General features: G+C 62.3%; 13 protein-coding genes. 4 read left to right on the top strand and 9 right to left on the bottom strand.

Annotation, left to right across the window (positions count from 1 at the left end; translation table 11 throughout):
- The first annotated feature begins 18 nt into the window (after positions 1-18).
- Positions 19-1,821, top strand: a complete 1,803-nt coding sequence (locus J7S20_RS09945; protein WP_284054083.1) for an IlvD/Edd family dehydratase — start codon at positions 19-21, stop codon at positions 1,819-1,821.
- Here J7S20_RS09945 and J7S20_RS09940 read toward each other — a convergent pair.
- Positions 1,815-2,498, bottom strand: coding sequence for a FadR/GntR family transcriptional regulator (locus J7S20_RS09940; RefSeq protein WP_284054082.1), 684 nt, complete (start codon positions 2,496-2,498; stop codon positions 1,815-1,817). The genes J7S20_RS09945 and J7S20_RS09940 overlap by 7 nt on opposite strands.
- A gap of 234 nt (positions 2,499-2,732) precedes the next feature.
- Here J7S20_RS09940 and J7S20_RS09935 point away from each other — a divergent pair, with 234 nt between their 5' ends.
- Together J7S20_RS09935 and J7S20_RS09930 are read left to right on the top strand one after the other, a co-directional pair.
- A complete protein-coding gene (locus J7S20_RS09935) occupies positions 2,733-4,283 on the top strand; it encodes an alpha-N-arabinofuranosidase (protein ID WP_430980933.1) in 1,551 nt (516 codons plus the stop codon).
- Positions 4,280-5,320 (top strand): arabinan endo-1,5-alpha-L-arabinosidase, encoded by a 1,041-nt coding sequence (locus J7S20_RS09930; protein WP_430980932.1) that lies wholly within the window; start codon positions 4,280-4,282, stop codon positions 5,318-5,320. Before J7S20_RS09935 ends, J7S20_RS09930 begins: the two co-directional genes overlap by 4 nt.
- A 211-nt stretch (positions 5,321-5,531) precedes the next feature.
- Here J7S20_RS09930 and J7S20_RS09925 read toward each other — a convergent pair whose 3' ends face one another.
- From J7S20_RS09925 to J7S20_RS09905, 5 genes are all read right to left on the bottom strand, one after another.
- A complete protein-coding gene (locus J7S20_RS09925; protein WP_284054081.1) occupies positions 5,532-8,501 on the bottom strand; it encodes a TonB-dependent receptor in 2,970 nt (989 codons plus the stop codon).
- Positions 8,502-8,985: 484 nt separating this feature from the next.
- Positions 8,986-9,609 carry a class I SAM-dependent methyltransferase gene (locus J7S20_RS09920; RefSeq protein WP_284054080.1) on the bottom strand — a complete coding sequence of 208 codons (624 nt, stop codon included), beginning with the start codon at positions 9,607-9,609 and terminating at the stop codon, positions 8,986-8,988.
- Between the two features lie 75 nt (positions 9,610-9,684).
- Positions 9,685-11,217, bottom strand: a complete 1,533-nt coding sequence (locus tag J7S20_RS09915; protein WP_284054079.1) for a tryptophan halogenase family protein — start codon at positions 11,215-11,217, stop codon at positions 9,685-9,687.
- A 47-nt stretch (positions 11,218-11,264) separates the two neighbouring features.
- Complete coding sequence (locus J7S20_RS09910; protein ID WP_284054078.1) at positions 11,265-12,812, bottom strand: tryptophan halogenase family protein; 1,548 nt, start codon at positions 12,810-12,812, stop codon at positions 11,265-11,267.
- 53 nt (positions 12,813-12,865) lie between these two features.
- Positions 12,866-16,045 carry a TonB-dependent receptor gene (locus J7S20_RS09905; protein WP_284054077.1) on the bottom strand — a complete coding sequence of 1,060 codons (3,180 nt, stop codon included), beginning with the start codon at positions 16,043-16,045 and terminating at the stop codon, positions 12,866-12,868.
- Positions 16,046-17,096: 1,051 nt separating this feature from the next.
- Between J7S20_RS09905 and J7S20_RS09900 the strand changes: the two genes are divergently transcribed.
- On the top strand, positions 17,097-18,662 hold the full coding sequence (locus J7S20_RS09900; protein WP_284054076.1) for a glycoside hydrolase family 43 protein: 1,566 nt from the start codon (positions 17,097-17,099) through the stop codon (positions 18,660-18,662).
- Positions 18,663-18,850: 188 nt separating this feature from the next.
- Here the strand turns inward: J7S20_RS09900 and J7S20_RS09895 are convergent, their stop codons facing one another.
- From J7S20_RS09895 to J7S20_RS09885, 3 genes are all read right to left on the bottom strand, one after another.
- Complete coding sequence (locus tag J7S20_RS09895) at positions 18,851-19,612, bottom strand: IclR family transcriptional regulator (protein ID WP_284054075.1); 762 nt, start codon at positions 19,610-19,612, stop codon at positions 18,851-18,853.
- Between the two features lie 78 nt (positions 19,613-19,690).
- Complete coding sequence (locus J7S20_RS09890) at positions 19,691-20,068, bottom strand: L-rhamnose mutarotase (protein WP_284054074.1); 378 nt, start codon at positions 20,066-20,068, stop codon at positions 19,691-19,693.
- On the bottom strand, positions 20,065-20,910 hold the full coding sequence (locus J7S20_RS09885; RefSeq protein ID WP_284054073.1) for a fumarylacetoacetate hydrolase family protein: 846 nt from the start codon (positions 20,908-20,910) through the stop codon (positions 20,065-20,067). Before J7S20_RS09885 ends, J7S20_RS09890 begins: the two co-directional genes overlap by 4 nt.
- Between the last annotated feature and the right edge of the window lie 3 nt (positions 20,911-20,913).

The raw sequence follows: 20,913 nt of genomic DNA, 5'->3' as shown, positions 1-20,913 counted from the left end.
TCCGGAGTTTTTGAAAGCATGACACAGTCCGACGACGCCCCGCGCAAACTCCGCAGTCGCGCGTGGTTCGACAATCCCGAAAATGTCGACATGACAGCGTTGTACCTCGAGCGCTATCTCAATTTCGGGCTCAGCCTGGAAGAGTTGCGTTCGGGGCGCCCGATCATCGGCATCGCGCAGACCGGCAGCGACCTCAGCCCGTGCAACCGGCACCATCTGGTGCTGGCCGAACGGGTTCGCGAGGGCGTGCGCGAGGCGGGCGGCGTGTGCATCGAATTTCCCGTCCATCCCATTCAGGAAACGGGCAAGCGGCCTACCGCCGGTCTCGACCGCAACCTCGCCTATCTGGGCCTGGTCGAAGTGCTCTATGGCTATCCGCTCGACGGCGTCGTCCTTACCACCGGCTGCGACAAGACCACTCCGGCCGCGCTGATGGCGGCGGCCACGGTCAACATTCCCGCGATCGCGCTGTCGGTCGGGCCGATGCTCAACGGCTGGCACAAGGGTGAGCGGACCGGGTCGGGTACGATCGTCTGGAAGGCGCGCGAACTCCTCGCCGCCGGCAAGATCAACGATGAGGAATTCATCCGTCTGGTCGCCTCGTCGGCGCCGTCCACCGGCTACTGCAACACGATGGGCACCGCGACGACGATGAACAGCCTGACCGAGGCGCTGGGCATGTCGCTGCCGGGGTCGGCGGCGATTCCGGCGCCGTATCGCGACCGGCAGGAGGTTGCTTACCACACCGGCAAGCGCATCGTGGACATGGTCCATGAAGACCTGAAGCCGTCCGACATCCTGACCAAGGAGGCGTTCCACAACGCGATCCGCGTCAATTCGGCGATCGGTGGATCGACCAATGCGCCGATTCATATCACCGCGATCGCGCGGCACATCGGCGTCGACCTCCCGCTCGAGGACTGGGAAAAGGAAGGTCACGACATTCCGCTGCTCGTCAACCTGCAGCCGGCCGGCGAATATCTCGGCGAGGATTATTATCATGCCGGCGGCGTGCCGGCGGTGGTCAACCAGCTGATGCGCCATGGCCTGATCCACGAAGACGCGATGACCGCGAACGGTCGCACGATGGGCGACAATTGCCGCGATGCGACGATCGAGGATGAAAATGTCATCCGCCCGTTCGACAAGCCGCTTGTCGAGCAGGCGGGCTTCATCGTGCTGAAGGGCAATCTGTTCGCCGCTGCGATCATGAAGACCAGCGTCATCTCCAAGGCGTTCCGCGAACGCTATCTGTCCGACCCCGACCAGCCCGACGTGTTCGAAGGGCCGGCGATGGTCTTTGACGGACCGGAAGATTATCACGCGCGCATCGACGATCCCTCGCTGGGGATCACGCCCAAGACGCTGCTGTTCATGCGGGGCGCGGGGCCGATCGGCTATCCGGGCTCGGCCGAAGTGGTCAATATGCGCGCGCCCTCCTACCTCATTACCGAGGGGCTGGGCAGCCTGCCGTGCATCGGCGACGGTCGTCAGTCGGGAACCTCGGGCAGCCCGTCGATCCTGAATGCCAGCCCCGAAGCCGCCGCCAATGGTGGCCTCGCGCTGCTGAAAAGCGGCGACACGGTGCGTATCGACCTGCGCAACGGCACCGTCGATGTCCTTATCGACGACGCGGAACTGGAAAGCCGCCGCAAGACGCTGATGGAAGCGGGCGGCTATCAATATCCCGAATCGCAGACGCCGTGGCAGGAAATCCAGCGCGGCGTCGTCGGTCAGCTCGATACCGGCGCGATCCTAGAGGGATCAGAAAAATATCAGCGGATTGCCCAGACCAAGGGTATCCCGCGCGACAGTCACTGAGGTCCGGCGTTGAGCGACGCTTCGGTGTCGATCAACGCCTGACGGATCAGCGCCTCGGTCGCCGCGCGCGCTTCGGCGCGATCCGAACCGGCAATCGCCTCGAACAGCGCGCGGTGCTCGTCCATCGGGTCGCGCGGATGGCGGTTGGTGCGATATTTGAAGAAGGTCGTCCAGCGCACCGCGGCCGAGATCGTGCTCGACAGGCTGACGAGCAGTTCGTTGCCTGTCGCCTCCAATATGATGGTGTGGAAACGCTGATCGGCGGCCTGGCCTTCCTCGCTGTTCAGGCCGGTCGCTTCCATCTGCTCGAGCGCATGGCCCATTTGCGAAAGCTGGCGTGCGCTGCGCTTGGTGGCGGCGAGTTCGGCGGCGGCCGGCTCGACGATCATGCGCAGCTCGAACAGGCTGCGGACGAAGTCGAGCGGCGGGGCGCCTTCGAACATCCAGCCGAGCAGCTGCGGGTCGAGCAGGTTCCAATTGCTGCGCTCGCGGACGCGGGTGCCCGTCTTCGGCCGGCTTTCGACCAGACCCTTGGCGGCGAGCATGCGCAGTGCCTCGCGCACGACGCTACGCGACACGCCGAGCCGTTCGGCAAATTCCACCTCGCCCTGAAGCACGGTGCCCGGAGGATGTTCGCCGGTGACGATGGCGACCCCCAGTTCCTTGGACACCTTCACGTGTGAAGGTTCATGCCGCCCCTTGCTTGCCAATCGATCGCCCTCCTCTCATCCGACCGCCCTTGATAGCGCGGTTCCTTTGCTTTGCCAGCCGCGTCGGACCCTGATTTCATCGCCCGCCCGGCGGCGCTTTTAACGACTATAGGGTTGCTTCGGCAAATTATACAAGTATTGTCCGACAATATAGAGAGATGAAGCAGAGCGTTTCTGCCGTCCAGATGAGGGAGATGGAATATGCGTAGGATGTTCACTGCATTGGCGATGGTGATGGCGACACCGGCCTTCGCGCAATCGGGCTCGGACGTGCAGACCGATACCGTGACCGTCCACGCGGATCAGCCCGGACCGACCTATAACAAACGCCTGTTCGGTCAGTTCGCCGAACATCTGGGGCATGGCATCTATGGCGGCTTGTGGGTCGGCGAAGACAGCAAGATCCCGAACATCCACGGCTATCGCACCGATGTCGTCAACGCGCTGAAGGCGATCAACGTCCCCGAAATCCGCTGGCCCGGCGGCTGTTTTGCCGACGAATATCACTGGCGCGAAGGCGTGGGTCCGCGATCGAAGCGGCCGGTAAAGGTCAACACGATGTGGGGCGGCGTCACCGAGGACAACTCGTTCGGCACCAACGAATTCATGAACTTTTCCGAACTCGTCGGCGCCGAAGCCTATGTTTCGGGCAATGTCGGATCGGCGCCGCCGGAAGATCTCCAGCAATGGGTCGAGTATATGACCTCGCCCACCAATTCGACGATCGCGCAGGAACGCCGCGCGAACGGCCGCGACAAGCCGTGGAAGCTTGCGATGTTCGGCATCGGCAACGAGCTGTGGGGCTGCGGCGGAAACATGCTTCCCGACTATGCCGCCGATGTGACGCGGCGGTACAGCACGTTCATCCGCGTGCCCCACGGCCAGCATGTGATGAAGGTCGCTAGCGGCGCCAATGGCGACGATTATCACTGGACCGACGTGATGATGAAAAAGGCCGCGAGCACCTTCGACGCGATCGGCGTCCATTATTACACCGTGCCCAACACCTGGGAGCATAAGGGCTCGGCCACCGGGTTCGACGAGGACCAGTGGGCCCGCACGCTCGTCAAGACCGAGAAGATGGACGAGCTGCTGACCAAGCATTCGGCAATCATGGACAAATATGATCCCGACAAGCGCGTGGCGCTGCTCGTCGACGAATGGGGTACCTGGTACGACGTCGAGCCGGGCACCAACCCGGGCTTTCTGTACCAGCAGAATACGCTGCGCGATGCGGTCGTGGCCAGCCTGAACTTCGACATCTTCGCCAAACACGCCGACCGCGTTCGCGGCGCCAATATCGCGCAGATGGTCAATGTGCTGCAGGCGATGCTGCTCGTCAAAGGCGACAAGATGGTCAAGACGCCCACCTATTGGGTGTTCGACATGTACAAGCAGTATCAGGACGGCACGGTGCTGCCGGTCGATGTCCAGGCCAATACGTACAAGAAGAACGAGTGGGAGCTGAAATCGGTCAGTTCCAGCGCAGTGCGCGGCAAGGACGGCGTGATCCACATGGGGCTGACCAATGTCGATCCGCACCATCCGCAGCGGGTGACCGTGAAGCTCGACGGTGTGAAGGAAAACAGCGTAACCGGCCGTATCCTGACCGCCGACAAGATGGACGCGCATAACACCTTCGCCAATCCCGACCTGGTGAAGCCCGCGGCGTTCAACGGCGCGCGGATGTCGAACGGAACGCTCACGGTAACGCTGCCGGCGAAGTCGGTGGTGATGCTCGACATAAAATGATGCGTCCGGGGATGCTCGCGGTAGCGATGGCGCTGGCTGCGCCGGCCTGCGCTCCGCCTGCGTCCCCGCGCACCATGGCTGGCGCCGCCGAACCGCTCAATAAGCGGCTCAGCGGCGATATCGTTGGTGTTCACGACCCCGTTCTGATCCGGGCGGGCGGGAACTATTACGTCTATTCGACCGGGCGGCGCGGCGCGGTGATCGAGGCGCGGCGTTCGCCCGACCTGGTCCATTGGCGCCGCATCGCCCCGCCGTTCGCGACGCTGCCCGATTGGGTCGGAAAACAGGTGCCCGGTGCGCACGGAATCTGGGCGCCCGACATCGCCAAGGTCGGCGGCACGTACCGGCTATATTATGCGGTCTCGACCTTCGGTTCGCGCCATTCGGCGATCGGGCTCGCGACCAGCAAGACGCTCGACCCCGATGACCCCGATTATGGCTGGCACGACCATGGCATGGTCGTCGCGTCGAGCGATGCAGACAATTTCAACGCCATCGATCCCAATCTGGTGATCGCCGCCGATGGTCGCCAATGGCTGGCCTTTGGCAGCTTCTGGGACGGCATCAAGCTCGTTGAACTCGATCCGGCTACCGGCCTCGCCTTGTACCCGGACGCGAAGCCGATCGCATTGGCGCGCAGGCCCGACAAGGCGAGCGACGGCGCGATCGAGGCGCCGTTCATCGTGCGCCATGGCGGCTGGTACTGGCTGTTCGCCTCCGATGGCTTTTGCTGCCGCGGGGTGAAGAGCACCTATCATATCGTGGTCGGTCGTTCGCGGGCGGTGACCGGCCCCTATCGCGACCGGCAGGGCATGCCGATGCTCGACGGCGGCGGTACGCTGCTACTTGCGGCGGGGCAGGGCGACCGGTTTCGCGGACCCGGCCATTCGGGGTTTCTCCATGACCGCGACGGGACGGATTACCTCGTCTATCACGCCTATGACGCCGCGAATGACGGTAAGCCGACGCTGCGCATCGCCAAGGTGGAATGGAGCGACGGCGGCTGGCCGAAGCTTGGGCACCGGGCGGCCGAATAGGCGGCGGCTACGTTTTAGAGGGAAGGGGAGTCCGAGCGGCGTTCGGGCATGTTTCATCATTTGTCGATGAAGGCGCTGGCGTTTGATCGCCTGATGCGGGGCCATCGCTCGTGTGACGCTGAGGAACAGTCTCCACCGAGCCGCAATGGCGAAAGGGGGGGGGGCTCCGGGCGACCCGCCAGATCGGCGAGCCGCCCGGGAGCAGGGCGCGTTACTTCAGGCTGTAACGCACGCCGATCGCGAAGGTACGCGGGATGATGGTGGTGCCGAGGTTGAACATCTGCGGGTTCCCCGCATCCTCGAACTTGTAATAGCTCTGCTGCGTCTGTTTGGTCAGGTTGACCGCATCGAAGGTGACGCCGACCCGATCGGTGATGTCATAGGTCGCCTGGAAGTCGAGGCTCGATTCCGCACGGCGCCACACGCCGATCGGATTAGCGAACAGCCGTGCCTCGTTGTTGTTGAGGAAGTTGTCGCGCCAGACATAGGACAGACGCAGACCCAGGCCGCCATGATCGTATGCCATGGTGACGTTATACGACAGGTCGGACACCCCGAAGAACTGCGACTGCGTCTCGCCGACCACGGCACCCGAGCTGTCGGTCTGGGGGATATTCTGGTTCGAATCGAGATAGGTCAGGCTTCCCTGCACACCCAGCCCGTCGAGCAGACCCGGCAGATAATCGGGGAAGTACACAACGCCCAGCTCGGCACCCTTGAGAACGCCGTTCGACGCGTTTTCCGGCCGCGTAACGGCGAAGCGCGTGGTGTTCGCAGGGTCGCCCGCAAGCGGCGGTGTGGCGAAGTCGATGACCGAGGTGATCGGCACGACCAGGCCCTGGATCTCGCGCCGGAACAGCGTGGTGTAGATCGCGCTGCCCTTGCCGAAATACCATTCGAGGCCGAGATCATAATTCTTCGACGTCGTCGGCTGCAGGTTCGGATTGCCCGCGCTGCCGCTGCCCCGTCCGATGCCGGTCAGGTCGCCGGTCAGATTGTAATAGGGGTTGAGGTCGGGGAAGTTCGGCCGACGGATCGTTTCGCCATAGTTGAACCGCAGACGCAGATTGTCAGTGATGTCGTAGCGCAGCGTGACGTCGGGCAGGAAGCTGCTCGTCTGTGCCGAGGCGCTTTTCGATTCGGTGCCATCCTGGCTGGTGAAGGCCAGATTTGTGTCGACATCGACATAGCGCCCACCCAACTGGATGTTGAGCGGTCGACCGAAGATCGGAATCTCCGCATCCGCCTGCAGATAGGCGGCCATCGTCACTTCTTCGATATTGAAGTTGTTGATGAGCGCGAGCTGATCGCTGAGCTTCAACGGCTGATTGGGGTTCAGCGTCGAGTTATAGAGCGAGCGGATTTCGTCGGCGTGGTCGTGGATGTAATAGCCGTTGGGTTCCAGCCAGCTCGTCGGGACGTTGGCGCGTCCCTGGAAGAAGTTGCTGTTGGTATAATACATCGCCGGATCGAGCGAGCTGAACGGCAGATTCAGCGCCGCCGCGCTCTGAGCGCGGGCATAGTCTGCGGCCTTTCGGTCGTCGACGCGTACACCCACCTTGATGTTCTTCATGATGCCGCCATCGTCGAATTCACGCACGCCGTTGAGTTGGAGCGTGTAGGCCGAGCCCTTGGAGCGGTTGGCGTTGTCGTAGAACTCGCCGACCGTCCATTGCGCAGGGTCGGTGAGCAGCGAATTGTCAGCGAAGTTGTAGGCCGGGTATCCGTCATGTTCGTTGAAATCGACATTGATCTGCGAAGCAACACGATTGAGGCGCATCGCCTGGAACGTCGTATTGTATTCGCTGTCCTGATAGGAAAGGTCGGCGGTGATATAGCCGAGGTCGCTGACATCCCATTTGCCGTTGAGCGCATAGACATATGAGTCGGTGCGCGCGGTCGTGAGATCGCCGCTGTCGAAGCCGAATACGCTGCCTACCTGACGCGTCTTCATGATGTTGGTGCCGTCGTACAGCGTAATCGTCGATGCCGGGTCGGGGCCGAGATCGCCCCACCAGTCGACGAAGCTGAACATCAGATTGTTAAAAGTCTGCTGTTCGTAGCGGTTCCAGAAGAATTCCGCCGTGTAGGTCGAGGAGCTGTTGGGCGACCATTGCAGGGCGGCATTGGCTGCATAGCGCTTGCGATCACCATGGACGTCCGGGCTGAACACCGCGTCGCGTGACAGGTAATAAGGATAGTCCTTGCCGTTGATCGTCAGCGTCGACCCCGGCGCGGTGGGAAGACCGCTCTCAGTGCCCGGCTGCCACAGCTGCTGGCCCGGGGCACGGCAGTCGGTGGGGAAGATGCGCTCAAGCGGCGTCCAGTTGCCGGGGTTCGGCGGGACGCAGGTGTTTGCAGCACCAGCGCCCTGAGGAGGGTTGTCGGCGGTTGCGAAGGGCACCAACGCGCCTGCCGTGATGCTCTGATCGCGGAACTTGGTGCGCGAATAGCTGCCCGTCACCATGACACCGATATCGCCGATGCCGGTGTCCCAGCGATCGCTGATGAGGCCGCTGAGATTGGGATTATAGGTGTCGGAGGATTCGTCGTAGATGCCGCGCGCCTGACCCGAAAGCGCGAAGCCCGAGAAATCGAACGGACGGTGGGTAAACACGTCGATCTGACCGGCGATACCGGTCGGAATCTGTTCGGCGGAGCGCGTCTTGTACACATCGACGCGCTTCACGAGGTTCGCTGGAATATCGGCGAGTGCGAACGACCGGCCCGACGCGGTGAATACCTTGCGGCCGTTCATCGTGGTGAGAACGTCCGGCAGGCCGCGGATGAGGATGGTCGATGCCTCATCGCCACCGCGGTCGGTGACCTGCACGCCGGTCACGCGCTGCAGCGCCTCGACAACATTGTTGTCAGGCAGCTTGCCGATATCTTCGGCGACGATCGATTCGATCACCTGATCAGAATCGCGCTTGTTCTCGAGGCCGCTGATGATCGAGGCCCGGACGCCGGTAACGACGATTTCGTTGGTCGGTTGCGCCTGAGTGGGCGCGGGGGCCTGTTGAGCCTGCGTCGACGACTGATTGTCTTGCTTGTTCTGCTTGGTCGACTGGACGGCCTGATTGTTCTGACCGTTCGTTGCGCTGTCCTGCGCGAAGGCCGGGTTGGCCGCCGCGATCGTGAACAGCGAGGCGGAACACAGGATTACTGTCTTGCTAAGCATGGTTTTCCTCCCCTGGGCGTACTGTGTCTTCGTTGAGACGAATGTTTGGGTACGCCGGCTAATAACCCAGACAAATAGACATGTCCATGTCCGATTTTGCCCGCGCAACACGGCTTGGCTGACCGTTTAAGATGCGCGATTTGACGAAGATATCAGACAAAACGGTCAGTCGCCGGTATGGCGGGCGCAGTCGCTGCTACCCGGTCCACGGACCGACCCTGCGCAGACAATAGGAAAATCAGCCTGACGGAAGCGGTGATGCGCAGCGCGCGCCATCTTGTGAACGCAGGCAGCATCAGCCTTCGCGCAGAATAACGAAGCGCGCGCCACAGCCCGGTGCTCGATGCGCCGGCTGAAGTCGATCACCGGCTCTTCCATGCTAACGCCGCAGGCGGATTGCAGGGCGATACCCGCCCGGCCTTGGCGGTCACGGACGCGGCGCACCCGGTTCAGGCGGACCGGGTCGTGCGGTAGCGGCGTTCGGTCAGGCTGGGCGTCGGGCGACGAGGTCGATCAGCGCGGACATGCCGCCATGGCCGCTGCCCTCGTGAATCTCGGCGTCGTAGCTTTCCAGCTTGACGATATCCCAGCCCTCGAACGCTTCTCGCAACAGCGCTTCGGTATACATGTTTTCGGCAACGGGTGGGCCGCCGGTGCCGTAATCGAGCTGCTTGGGGCGATACCCTTCGAGCAGAAGCACGCCGCCGGGTTTCAGGGTGCGGCGAATGCCCTCGAAGATACGTTCGCGCAGCTCCGGCGCCGCGAACTGGATGAAGATCGCCGCAACCGCGTCGAAGGTGTTTTCAGGCCAGTCATATTGCGCGAGGTCGACCTGTTCGAGCTGCAGCGAAACGTCGCGTTCATCGGCCAGCCGCTGCGCCTTGGCGAGGCCCTTTTCAGAAATGTCGGTCGAAACGACGTCGCAGCCCTGTTCGGCGAGGAAGACGCCGTTGCGGCCCTCGCCATCGGCCACCGCCAGCACACGCGATCCGTTTGGAATATGGTGCGCCTCGCGCTTCAGAAACGCGTTCGGTTCGGTTCCGAAGACATAGTCTTCGTTGGAAAATCGCTCGTCCCAGAAATGCGCGCGGTCAAGAGTGTCAGCCAAGTATCGCCTCCGTGTCTGTCACGCGTGAACACCTTGCGTCCGTCGCGGTTCCAGCGGCGGTCAATTGGGATGGCCTTATACCAGTTGTTCGGGCTCCGCCGGCGCGCGGCAATTGCGATCGATATAGTCCTGATGGCCGGGCAGGGCGGCTGCGGTTTTGGCGACGCCATCCTTGAGGAGGCGCATATTGTGGATAAGCGCGTTTGCCGGCACCCGGTCGAGCAGCGCGTCATAGCTTTGCGGTACGACGCCCTGGCCGAGCATGACCGCCAGCCAACTATGCGCGGTGAACAGGTCGTCGGGACTTGGGATAATGCGCCCGCTGAAGCGGAACATGTCGAGCTTGGCCGCGAGCGTGTCGGGGATCGCCATGCTGCCGACATGGCGCCAGAACTCGCTGTCGTCGCGCTCGGTGGCGCTATAGTGCAGCACGATGAAGTCGCGGATGCGTTCGTAATCGGCCGTCATCAAGCGGTTGTAATATGCCGTCTCCGCCTCGTTGAAGCCGCGGCCGGGCCACAGGTTCACAAGCCGCTGGACCCCCATCTGGGCAAGATGGATGCTCGTCGATTCGAGCGGTTCGATGAATCCGCCGGAAAGGCCGATGGCGACGCAGTTCTTTTGCCAGAATCTGCGGCGATGGCCGGTCCGAAACCGGAGCGGTCGGCAATCCGCGAGCGGTTCGCCGTCTGCGCCCTCGATCAGCTTACGCTCCGCCTCGTCCTGGTCGATAAATGCGCTCGAATAGACATAGCCATTGCCCGTCCGGTGCTGCAGCGGAATACGCCAGCGCCAGCCCCCGCGATCGGCCATGGCCCGCGTAAAGGGCGGCGGCGCCCCGTTCGGCGCCGTGGGAACGGCGAGCGCTCGGTCGCAGGGCAGGTAATGGCTCCAGTCGACGAACTCGCTGCCCAGGGTGTCACCAAGCAGAAGCGACCGGAAACCGCTGCAGTCGATGAAGAGGTCGGCGGCGAGGATCGTTCCGTTGCGCAGTGTGACCGACTGTATGTTGCCGGTCGTCGGGTTCCGCTGGGTGCCGACCACCATCCCCTCGGTGCGGCGAACACCCTTCGCCTCGGCATAGCGGCGCAGCATCCGGGCATAGAGCGTCGAATCGATATGATAGGCGTGGCGCGTGGTCGACAGGATCGCATCGTCCGAACCCTGGGGCGGAGAGAAACGCCCCAGACGGGCCGCAACCGTGCAAAGATTATAATCGCCGATATCGCCGGCTGCGTCTGCGGGGGCTTCTCCGGTCGCCGACAGGTGCCTCAGGCGAAGCCAAAGCTGGTGGAAAGCGAATTCGGGCGTGTCGCGTCCGTAAAAGCCGAAGGGATGGAAATAGCTGTCGCCCTTCCTCAGCCAGTCGACGAACTCGATACCGAGCTTTAACGTGCCGCGGCATTCGCGCAGCACGTCATTTTCCTTCAGCCCGAGAAAGTCGTTGAACTCCATCAGCGTCGGAATCGTCGCCTCGCCGACACCGATCACACCGATATCGTCCGATTCGACGAGCGTGATCGACACCGTCGGCGGGACGATACGGGCCAGCGCCGCGGCTGCCATCCAGCCGGAGGTGCCGCCGCCGACGATGACGACGTTTTTCATCGGCGATGCGTCGCCTTGGGCCGTGCCGCTGGGCTCGGTGCGCATCGCTATCGCTTTCCGGGCCGGAACCCGTTCGCGATTACCTCGCTCACCAACGCGCGGTGCGACGGTACGGCGGTCATGGCGTTGGCGCTTTGCTGACGGATGCTTTCGAATTCGCGGCGCGCATCGTCATAATATCGCAGCGCGCCCGCCCGGGCGCTGATATCGGTTTTGAAGCCCATCCCATAGAGGATGTACTGCCAGCTATTTTCGTCGAAAATGTCGTGGTTGGTATCGACATCGAGGAACGAGGGCGGGCGGTTGCGCCACTGCTCCAGCTTACCCTTCAGCTTGTCGGAGATCGACGACGACGCGCGGTTGTCGTGCCAGAAGTCGGTGTCGGTCCTCTCGCTAAGGCAATAATGCAGCTTGATGAAATCGACGACATGCTTGTAGCGCGTCGTCATGTGCCCGTTGAACTGCGCGGCGGAGCGTTCATAGTCGCCCGACCAGGGGAACAGGTTGCACAGGATCAGCACGGCGATTTCGACGAAGCTGATGCCGGTCGCTTCCAGCGGTTCGATGAACCCGGCCGACAGGCCCATGGCGACGCAGTTCTTGCGCCACTGGACTTCGCGGAACCCCGCTTCGAATTTCAGCTTGCGGTGCTCCAGCTCCTCTGCGCCGGGTCCGACATAGCGTTGCAGCGTCTCGAGCGCGGCATCATCGCTGCAATGGTCGGAGGAATAGACATAGCCGATCCCGCGGCGCTCGTGCAGGCCGATGTCCCAGGTCCAGCCCGCCTCCTGCGCGGTGGCATAGGTGCAGGACGGAATCGGTGCGTCGGGTCGGTCATAGGGGACGCGCAGCGCCACCGCGCGGTCGCAAAATAGCTGGTCCCGATAGGAAGTGAATTCCGAGCCCAGCGCGTCACCGATCAACCGCGCGCGAAAACCGGTGCAGTCGATATAGAGGTCGGCCGTCATCTCGCCATTCGCGCGTCCCTGCACCGAAGCGATCGCGCCGTCTCCGTCGAGCCGGACATCGTCGATCGTGTCGATCACCCGCTTGACGCCCAGCTCCATCGCGCGGCGCCGAACGACCTCGGCCAGCTTCGCCGCGTCGAAATGATAGGCGTAGCTGAGCGGCCCGGCATAATTGGGATGGTTGATGAGCTTGGGCGCAAGCTTTGCGTCGACCACGCGTTGCTGCACGGTGTTGGCTGCCGCCCATGGAACGTCCCCGGCCACGCCGAGCAGCCAGTATGGCAACAGGTCCATATCGGTATGCTGCGAACCGACCTGGAAAGGGTGGAAATACCAGTCTTCGGACTGCGGGTCGGGATTCGCTTTCCAGCCCTGAAAGCGGATGCCCTGTTTGAAGGTGGCATCGGCGCCGCGAATAAGGTCGGTTTCGTCGAGCCCGATGCGTTCGAGCGTCCTGCGGATGATGGGAAACGTGCCTTCACCCACACCAAGGATGCCGATCTCATCGGATTCGACCAGCGTGATTGAAACGCCGCCGGGAAGGTCCGCCGCCAGCATCTGCGCCATATAGGCGGCGCAGATCCAGCCGGCGGTTCCACCCCCGACGATCAGGACGCTCTTGGTCATCAAAATCCCCTAGCTGTGCCAGCAGGTCTATTGAAGAGCGTCCCGTCTTTCACTCAGAAACTGAACCCCAGATTGAGGCTTACCCGACGGTCGGTCACGAACACACCGCGTTGGACGTACCGGTTCGGAAGAATCTCCATCTCGGTCCGCTGATCGGTGTTGGTGATGTTCGCGACATTCAGGCGCATGTTGAGATGATCGCTGAACTCATAGCCGATACTCGCATCGAGGCGCCCCGACGCCGCGGCATAGACCGGCAGGCCGTAGGTGATGTCCTGCTGGGTTTGCGGATCGGTGTAGGTTCCGCTCGTGCTCGAGTCCGACGTGGTCGCCAGATACCGGTCACGCCAGGTCCAAGACACACGCGCGCTGATCTTGTTCTTGTCGTAGAGCAGCGTCGCCGAATATGCCCATTTCGACAGCCCGATCAGCGGTACGTGAAGCGGATCGCCGTTCATATCGAGCGCGAGCGCATCGGGCGAATTGCCGTCTATATAGGTGACGTTGGCGTCGATCCCGAAGCCGCTGAGCAGTCCCGGCAGCATGTCGAAATAGGTGCGGCCGCCAAGTGAGGCGCCCTTGATGTAGGTATTCTGATCCGCGTTGACGTTCTGCTTGCCCGCGACGTTGCCGGGGATGAACACCGCGGCTCCGCCATCGGCGGGCGTCGAGGTCGGCTGGTCGGCAGGCGCGAAGAATTGACCCGCCGCTGCGCCGAAATTGTTGAAGATCAGCTGGTGCTTAACCCGCTTGTGGAACAGTGACAGATAAACCGACGTGCCGCGATGCGGGTACCATTCGATCGAAATGTCGTTGTTCAGCGACAATTGCGGTTCGAGGAAGGGGTTGCCCGTCGTCAGGCCATAGCCATTGAAGATGCCCGGCAATCCCGAAGAACCATCGGCCGGCGCATATGGGTTCGGCGAGGTCTGGACCGAAGCCGTGCCCTGCGCGCGGATGTCCTGGTAGCTTGGGGGCGTCATCGTCTCGGTGAGCGCGTAGCGGATGATGAAGCCGTCCTGCGGCTCGAACTTGATGTTGAACGACGGCAGGAAATAGTCCTTCACAAGACCGCCCGTGCGGTCCGCCGCGTAATTGTTGCTCGTATAGGTATAGGGCAGGTCCTGGCCCGGATGTGCGTCCTGCCATGCGCTGAGATTGTCTATACCGCCGATCGCGGCGAGCGATTTCTGCGCGTCCTGCGCATTGCGATAGAAGGTGGTGTTGCCGGCAAAGATGTAGTTGCCCTGGCTATTCACGTCGTAATGAACCCAGCGCACGCCGATATTGCCCGAGAAGTTGAGCATCGGGGTCGCGCTCTCGTTCTTGAAGCCGAGCAACGCGTAAATCGCCGCCGTCTTGGGTCGGGTCACGACATGCGAAGGCTGGAGACCGAAGGAAGGATCGGCCGGATTGCCGTACAGATAGGTGCTCGAGGCCGGATTGCTGCACTGGTAATACAGGTCCGGCCCACAGGCGGCATAGGTGTTCATGACGCGGTCGAACTGGTCACCGCGCAGCACCTGGGACGTCGGCACATAGAATTGACCGACCGGCTGAAGATCGCCCTTGAAGAAGTCGGAAAACTGTTCGAGCTGGAAATCGCCTTCGGGCGCAGATCCGGCATTTGCCCGCGGCACGCCGTTCCAGCCGCGACCGGTCGGCGACCACCAGGTACCGACGAAGTCGTCGGTTTCCTTACGGTTGGCATAGCGCCCGCCGACCGCGACCTTGCGGAAGAACCCGTCGCCCAGGTCATAGCTGGCATCGAGCGTGAGGGTGTCCTGATGCCCTTCGTGCGGCATGGTGAGCCAGGCGACATTGGAGGCCTGCGCGGTCGCCGGATCGGGTTCGAACGGCGTTGCAAAGGCGATGTCGGGACGCGGCGTGTTCAGGTTCGACATATTAACCTGAGTGACCGCCGCATTGCCGAGCGTCAGGCTGTATTTCGATGAACCCGAATTGGCGACGGTATGCTGATAACTGCCATCGAGGTGGAAGGCGCCGGAGTTATATTTGAAGCCGGTGCTGAAGTCGCTCGTCTTGCTGTGCGAGGGCGTGTAGCTGGCGTTGCTGTTCGGTACGATGCCGTTGCCCGGCGAGGTCGCGTTGATGATCCCGCCGCTCTGGAACACGCCGTTATCGAAGGTGCTGCCATCAGCCGCACCCACCGCGGGCTGCGACAGGATGACGAGCTGGGTATCGCGGTTGCTGTCCCATTTCGAAATGAAGGTCGTGTGATAGATTTGCAGTTCGGGCGTCGGCTGCCACTGCGCCGCGACGTACAGGCCCTTGCGCGTGCGTTCGAACTGGTCGTCGGTTTCGGAAAAACCGCCCGGCGCATAGACCCGGTCGCCGTTGTAGACGCTGGCGAAATAGGGCTGGACGAGGATGTTGCTGTCGTAGGACTTGATCTTCGAATAGGCCGCATCGACCAGGATGCCGAATTCGCCGATCCCGGTGTCGAAGCGCGTCGAAGCGCGAAGCGACGCGCTGGGCGTGATGCTGTCCGAAAAGTCGCCATAGCTGCCGGAGATCGAACCGGAAACCTGAGTGCCCTTCACGTCGAACGGCATATAGGTCCGCAGATCGACAGTGCCGGCGATGCCGCCGGCGATCAGGTCCGCGCGGCTGGCCTTGTAGATGGTTACCGTGCGCAGGAGCTCGGGGCCGATATCCGAATAGCTGAGACCCGTTCCGCCGCTCGCCGAAAAGATTTCGCGACCGTTCAGCAGCGTCTTGGTTCCGGTAAGTCCGCGGACCTGGATGCCCGATCCCTCGAATGTGTAGCCGTCGGGCGATCCCTGATCACCGGCGCGGATCCGGTTCATCGTCACGCCCGGGGAGCGCTCGAGAACTTCGAGGAGCGACGTGCTCGGCACCTTGCCCGCTTCGTCGAGGACGATCGAATCGCTGATCGTGTCTGAATTGCGCTTCATCTGCGCCGCGTTTTCGAGCGCCGCGCGCTGGCCGGTAACGACGATTTCGTTACCGGTCGTGGCGGGTGTCGCAGCCTGGTCCTGCGTCTTGTCGGACTTCGCCTTCTTGGCGTCCTTCGCGTTCTGAGCGGTGGTGCTGGTCGTCGTAGTCTGGGCAATGGCGGCGAGCGGCGTTATCGCTCCGGCAGCCGCACCGGCAAGCAGAGCCGCCCTGATCGACGATGAAATCAGCAGATGGCTGTTTGCGCGCTTCTTGTGCACTCCGCGAGCGACGCGTCCACGATGAGCCTTCATATATCCCCTCCTCCTTCTTAGCTGAATCGCCCGCTTTTTCGGGTCGAGCGGCACCAGGCCAATGTTATCGCTACCAGCGCATAAGTCTGACTACTTTACAAGTCAACGGAGGGCCGACGGGCCATTTGGTAGGCGAAGCTCGGCATTAAGCATTTAGTATTTGATAAAAAACGATAAAAAAATTTTGAAGGTACGGCGCGGATGTCTGGTTTGTCCAGCAAGTGAGTTTTGACGCGATTGCGGACGTATTCGAAGGGAGCGCTATCATCGCGGTTCGAGCGCTGCACCACCTCTCCTTGCGCCGATGCCTCGCCGCATGGCGTATCGTTCGGACTTGTCGGGGCGTGTCGAGCTGCTTGTCAGGATGGTGGGCGAGAGGATGCGAGCCAAGCTCATCGAATCGCGCACAACATTGCAAAGTTCGCTGTTTTAAAAAAAGCAGCGGATGGCGCTTCAGGCCGGTTCGGCCGACTCGCCACCCACCGCAGTATCGACGACGGAGGCTGGGAGGCCGACCCGACCGTCTGGAAATTCACCGCACAGCCAAATTCATTTGACGGCGGGGTCATCGCAGAATCGCGATGGAAACTCGTGCATTTGATGTGGCTGTAAATTGCGACGCCAACTAGTCTGACTTATCGTTCCGCCATGTTCCGGTCAATCGCAGAAGCCTTGGTTGCGTCCGGTTCGAAAACCGATCCCTGATCGGTGCGAAAATTCCAGCGGAGAAATTACAGCAAAGGGCGAATAATATGCGGTTATTGTGGGTATGGGTTCCGACAGAATCGTCCGGTAAAGGTGATGGACAGATGCCGGCATGCCAGACGGCGCCGTACTGTCTGCATCGGCACCGCCGCAGATTGGGACGGGCTGGTTTGATCTGGAGTTGGAATAATCTGACATATTGCTGGTCGCGATAGGCGGTGCCATCATGGCCTATGGTCGATGGACGCGGCAGAAGTGGGCGCGCCGTGTTTGGTCCGAGATGCAGTTCGATGATTCGGATCGGCCGGTTGGGCTGCTGACGGGGCGTTGACGATCAGGGGATGGCATGAACTACGGGCAAGAATTTTGGCGGGTATCGGCGATTGCATTGGCGATCTTCGCAGGTGTCCCGGCCACTGCCGCACAGGTCTGGCAATCGGACCAGGGCGACGGAAGCTATCGCAACCCCGTGCTCTACGCCGACTATCCCGATCCGGACATTATCCGCGTCGGGTCGGACTTCTATTTCGTCACGACGACTTTTGCAGACGTTCCCGGCATCACGATCCTCCATTCGAAAGATCTGATCAACTGGACGATCGCGTCTCACGTCGTACCGCGGCTGGACGATACCAAACGCTATGACCTGAAAAACGGCGGCGCCTATCGCAAGGGACTGTTTGCTGCCAGCCTGCGCCATCACGGCGGCATGTTCTATCTGGCGGTGACGCCCGTCGGGCAGAATACGCGTATCTATTATTCTCGCGATATAAGGGGGCCGTGGCGATACCATGAGCTTGATCGCGCGGCGTTCGACCCCGGCCTGTTCATCGACGATGACGGCAGCGCCTATATCGCGACTTCGTACAATGCCGACGGCACGATCACATTGCTGACGCTCGACAAGACGCTCAGCCACGTCACCGGCGCGCGAAAAATCCATTATATCAAGGGTGCCGAGGGATCGAAGATCATCAAGCGCAAGGGCTGGTACTATCTGTTCAACGCTATTCCTCCGCGACTGGGGTTGACGGTATCGCGGGCGCGCAACCTGTTCGGCCCGTGGGAGACGCGCAACGAGATCGATGACAGGACGGGTGGCCATCAGGGCGCGCTCGTCGATCTCCCGAACGGTGGATGGTTCGGTTTCGTCATGCGCGATTCGGGCGCGATCGGCCGCATGACGAATATGAGTCCGGTATTCTGGCGGGATGGCTGGCCGATATGGGGAACACCCGATGCTCCCAACCGCGTCCCCGATCATGCCGAAAAACCGATCAAGGGCTTTCCATTGGCTCAGCCGGCGGCCTCGGACGACTTTTCCAGGCCTCGGCTGGGCCTGCAATGGCAGTGGAACCATAACCCCGATGACAGCCGCTGGTCGCTGACCGAGCGGCCGGGCTTTCTGCGCCTTCGTCCGACGGTCGCCAACCAGCTATGGACCGCGCGCAACACGCTGGTGCAGAAAGGACAGGGGCCGCGGAGCACCGGCACCGTCAAGCTCGACACCTCCCATGTGGAACGCGGCGATCGATGCGGTTTCGGCACCTTCGGCCAATATAGCGCGCAGCTGACGGTCAGCCGCGATCGCGACGGCCAGGCGACGCTCAGTACCGCGCTGACCGAAGACACCGAGGCGGGGCCGAAGACCAACGTCGACGCGACGGCGCGGCCGGTGCCTGGCAACAACCTCTGGCTGCGTGCAAGCCTCGACTTCAAAACCGACCGGGGCCGTTTCAGCTACAGTACTGACGGTCAGCGGTGGACGCGCATCGGCACCCCGTTCCCACTCGCCTTCGCGTGGCGCACCGGCACCTTCCAGGGCGAGCAGTTCGCCTTGTTCTGCTACAATCGCAGCCAGAGCTCGGGATATCTCGACATCGACAGCTTCACCCTGACGCCGGGCGGATAACGTTTCGTTCAGGCGATGTTGAAACCGCATTTAACCCGGCTCGGCATTGGCGGCATCCGTACGAGCTCGGCAATGTGACGCCTATGCGGTCGTCGCTCGGAGCGGGGGCGCATCACGCTCTACCGCATTGCAGGATATGCGTTCAGACTTGCCAAACGAGCGCTGGCGCTGCCGGCAACACCGGCCGCCTATTCTATCCGAGTCCCTTGCAGTGCGTGCGAAATTTCGAGCGCCGCGCGCCGAATGAATTCAGTGGTGCGATCGGCATCCATTTTCGCACTGGCGCCGCTGACATAGGGAATGGTCAGCGCGGCGCGCGCCTCGCCAGCAGCGAGGATCGGCGCCGAAATATCGAGAATGCCGTTGATCATGCGGCTTTCGCGAGCGACATGCCCCTCCGCCACGATGTCGTCGAGCTGCGTGATCAGGGCTGCGCGGTCGAACTTGCCGTCGAGCAGTTCGATCTCGTCGAGCATCTGCGACCGGCGTGCTTCGGGTTCGAACGCGAGCAACGTCAGCCCAGACGCGGAGACGTTGAGCGGCCGACGATAGCCGACGCGCACCGCGAAGCCGAGCAGACCCGGCGCTTCGACGCGCGCGACGACGACCATTTCGGCACCGGAGGCGACCGCAATGTGGCAGGACTGGCCGACATCGTCGGCGAGCTTCTGCATCACCGGAAAGGCGAGCGAGAGCAGGTCGCGTACCGGCGGCTGGTGCATGGACAGCGCAAACAGCCGGTTGGTCAGCGAATAGCCGCCGCTGGCATCGCGTGAAATGTAGCGCATTTCCTCGAGCACCTGCAGCATGCGAAAGATCTCGTTGCGCGAGCGTTCGAGCGCGGTCGAGATATCCGACATGCTCATCGGTTCGCTCGCATGCGCGAGCGTTTCGAGAATCGACAGACCCTTTTGCAGCGCCGGCGCGCGGTATTTCGGCTCGCTACTCACGTGGTTCGATCCCCTTTGATCGCGACATTGCCGATCTCCGGCCGTGTTGCAATGCCGTGGCGCTTCGGTCCTGCGGCATCACCGTGTTTCCGCCGCTTGCGGCTGCTCGTCCAGCGAGAAGATTCGCGCGGCCGGCACCCATTTCTGATCCGGCCCAGCCCAGGCGAGCTGTTGCTGGAATTCGTCCATCAGCCGTTCCCATGCCTGCACATCGGGATCTGCCGCATCGGCCCGGCGCTTCGCTGCCGGATCGAAGCCGGGCCCGGTTTCCATCACCATGACCAGTCGCGGCCCGCAGCGATAGATTTCCATCGCCCGGATATCGGCGGCATGGATACTGCGAACCACAGCCTTGGGAACCGCGCCGGCGGCATGCCACGCCTCATACCGTTCGAAGGAGCGGGGATCGTCCTTCAGATCGCAGAGCAGGACATGGCGCGTGCCGCGTGCGGTCATCGATCGGCGACGACCGCCTGGCGCTGCTCGCCCAGGCCCTCGATCCCCAGCGTCATCACGTCCCCATCCTTCAGAAACACCTGCGGCGACTGCCCCATGCCCACGCCGGGCGGCGTGCCGGTCGAGATGACGTCGCCCGGATGCAGCGTCATGAACTGGCTGAGATAGCTGACGAGGAATGCGGGTTTGTACACCATCGTCGCGGTCGAGCCGTCCTGATAGCGCTTGCCGTTGACGTCGAGCCACATCGACAGATTTGCCGGGTCGGTCACGTCGTCGCGCGTCACCAGCCACGGGCCGATGGGGCCGAATGTATCGCAGCCCTTGCCCTTGTCCCAGGTGCCGTGCCGTTCGAGCTGATATTCGCGCTCGGAAATGTCGTTGATGACGCAGTAGCCTGCAATGTGCCGCTCGGCGTCGGCTTCGTCGACATATTTGGCGGCGCTGCCGATGACGATGCCGAGCTCGACTTCCCAATCGCTCTTTTTCGAACCGCGCGGCAGCCGGACGGTGTCGTCGGGACCGATGATCGCGCTCGTCGCCTTGGTGAAGAGGACGGGCTCGGGCGGGACGGTCGCCCCGGTCTCGGCAGCATGATCCGAATAGTTGAGCCCGATGCACAGGAACTTGCCGACGCCGCCGACGCAGGGGCCGAGGCGCGGCGAGCGGTCGACCTTTGGCAGGCTGCCCGTGTCGATCGCCGCGAGCTTCGCAATGCTCTCGGGGCCGATATGCGCGCCGTCGATATCGGCGACATGCGCGGACAGGTCGCGCAACACACCGTCGTCGTCGATCAGCCCGGGCCGTTCGCTGCCGGCGTCGCCATATCGGACAAGCCTCACGAA

The sequence above is a fragment of the Stakelama marina genome (genome assembly GCF_018122655.1).
Classification (GTDB): domain Bacteria; phylum Pseudomonadota; class Alphaproteobacteria; order Sphingomonadales; family Sphingomonadaceae; genus Sphingomonas; species Sphingomonas marina.
Note: the sequence above shows the minus strand (reverse complement) of the source record. Positions and strands in the feature narration are given on the sequence as shown.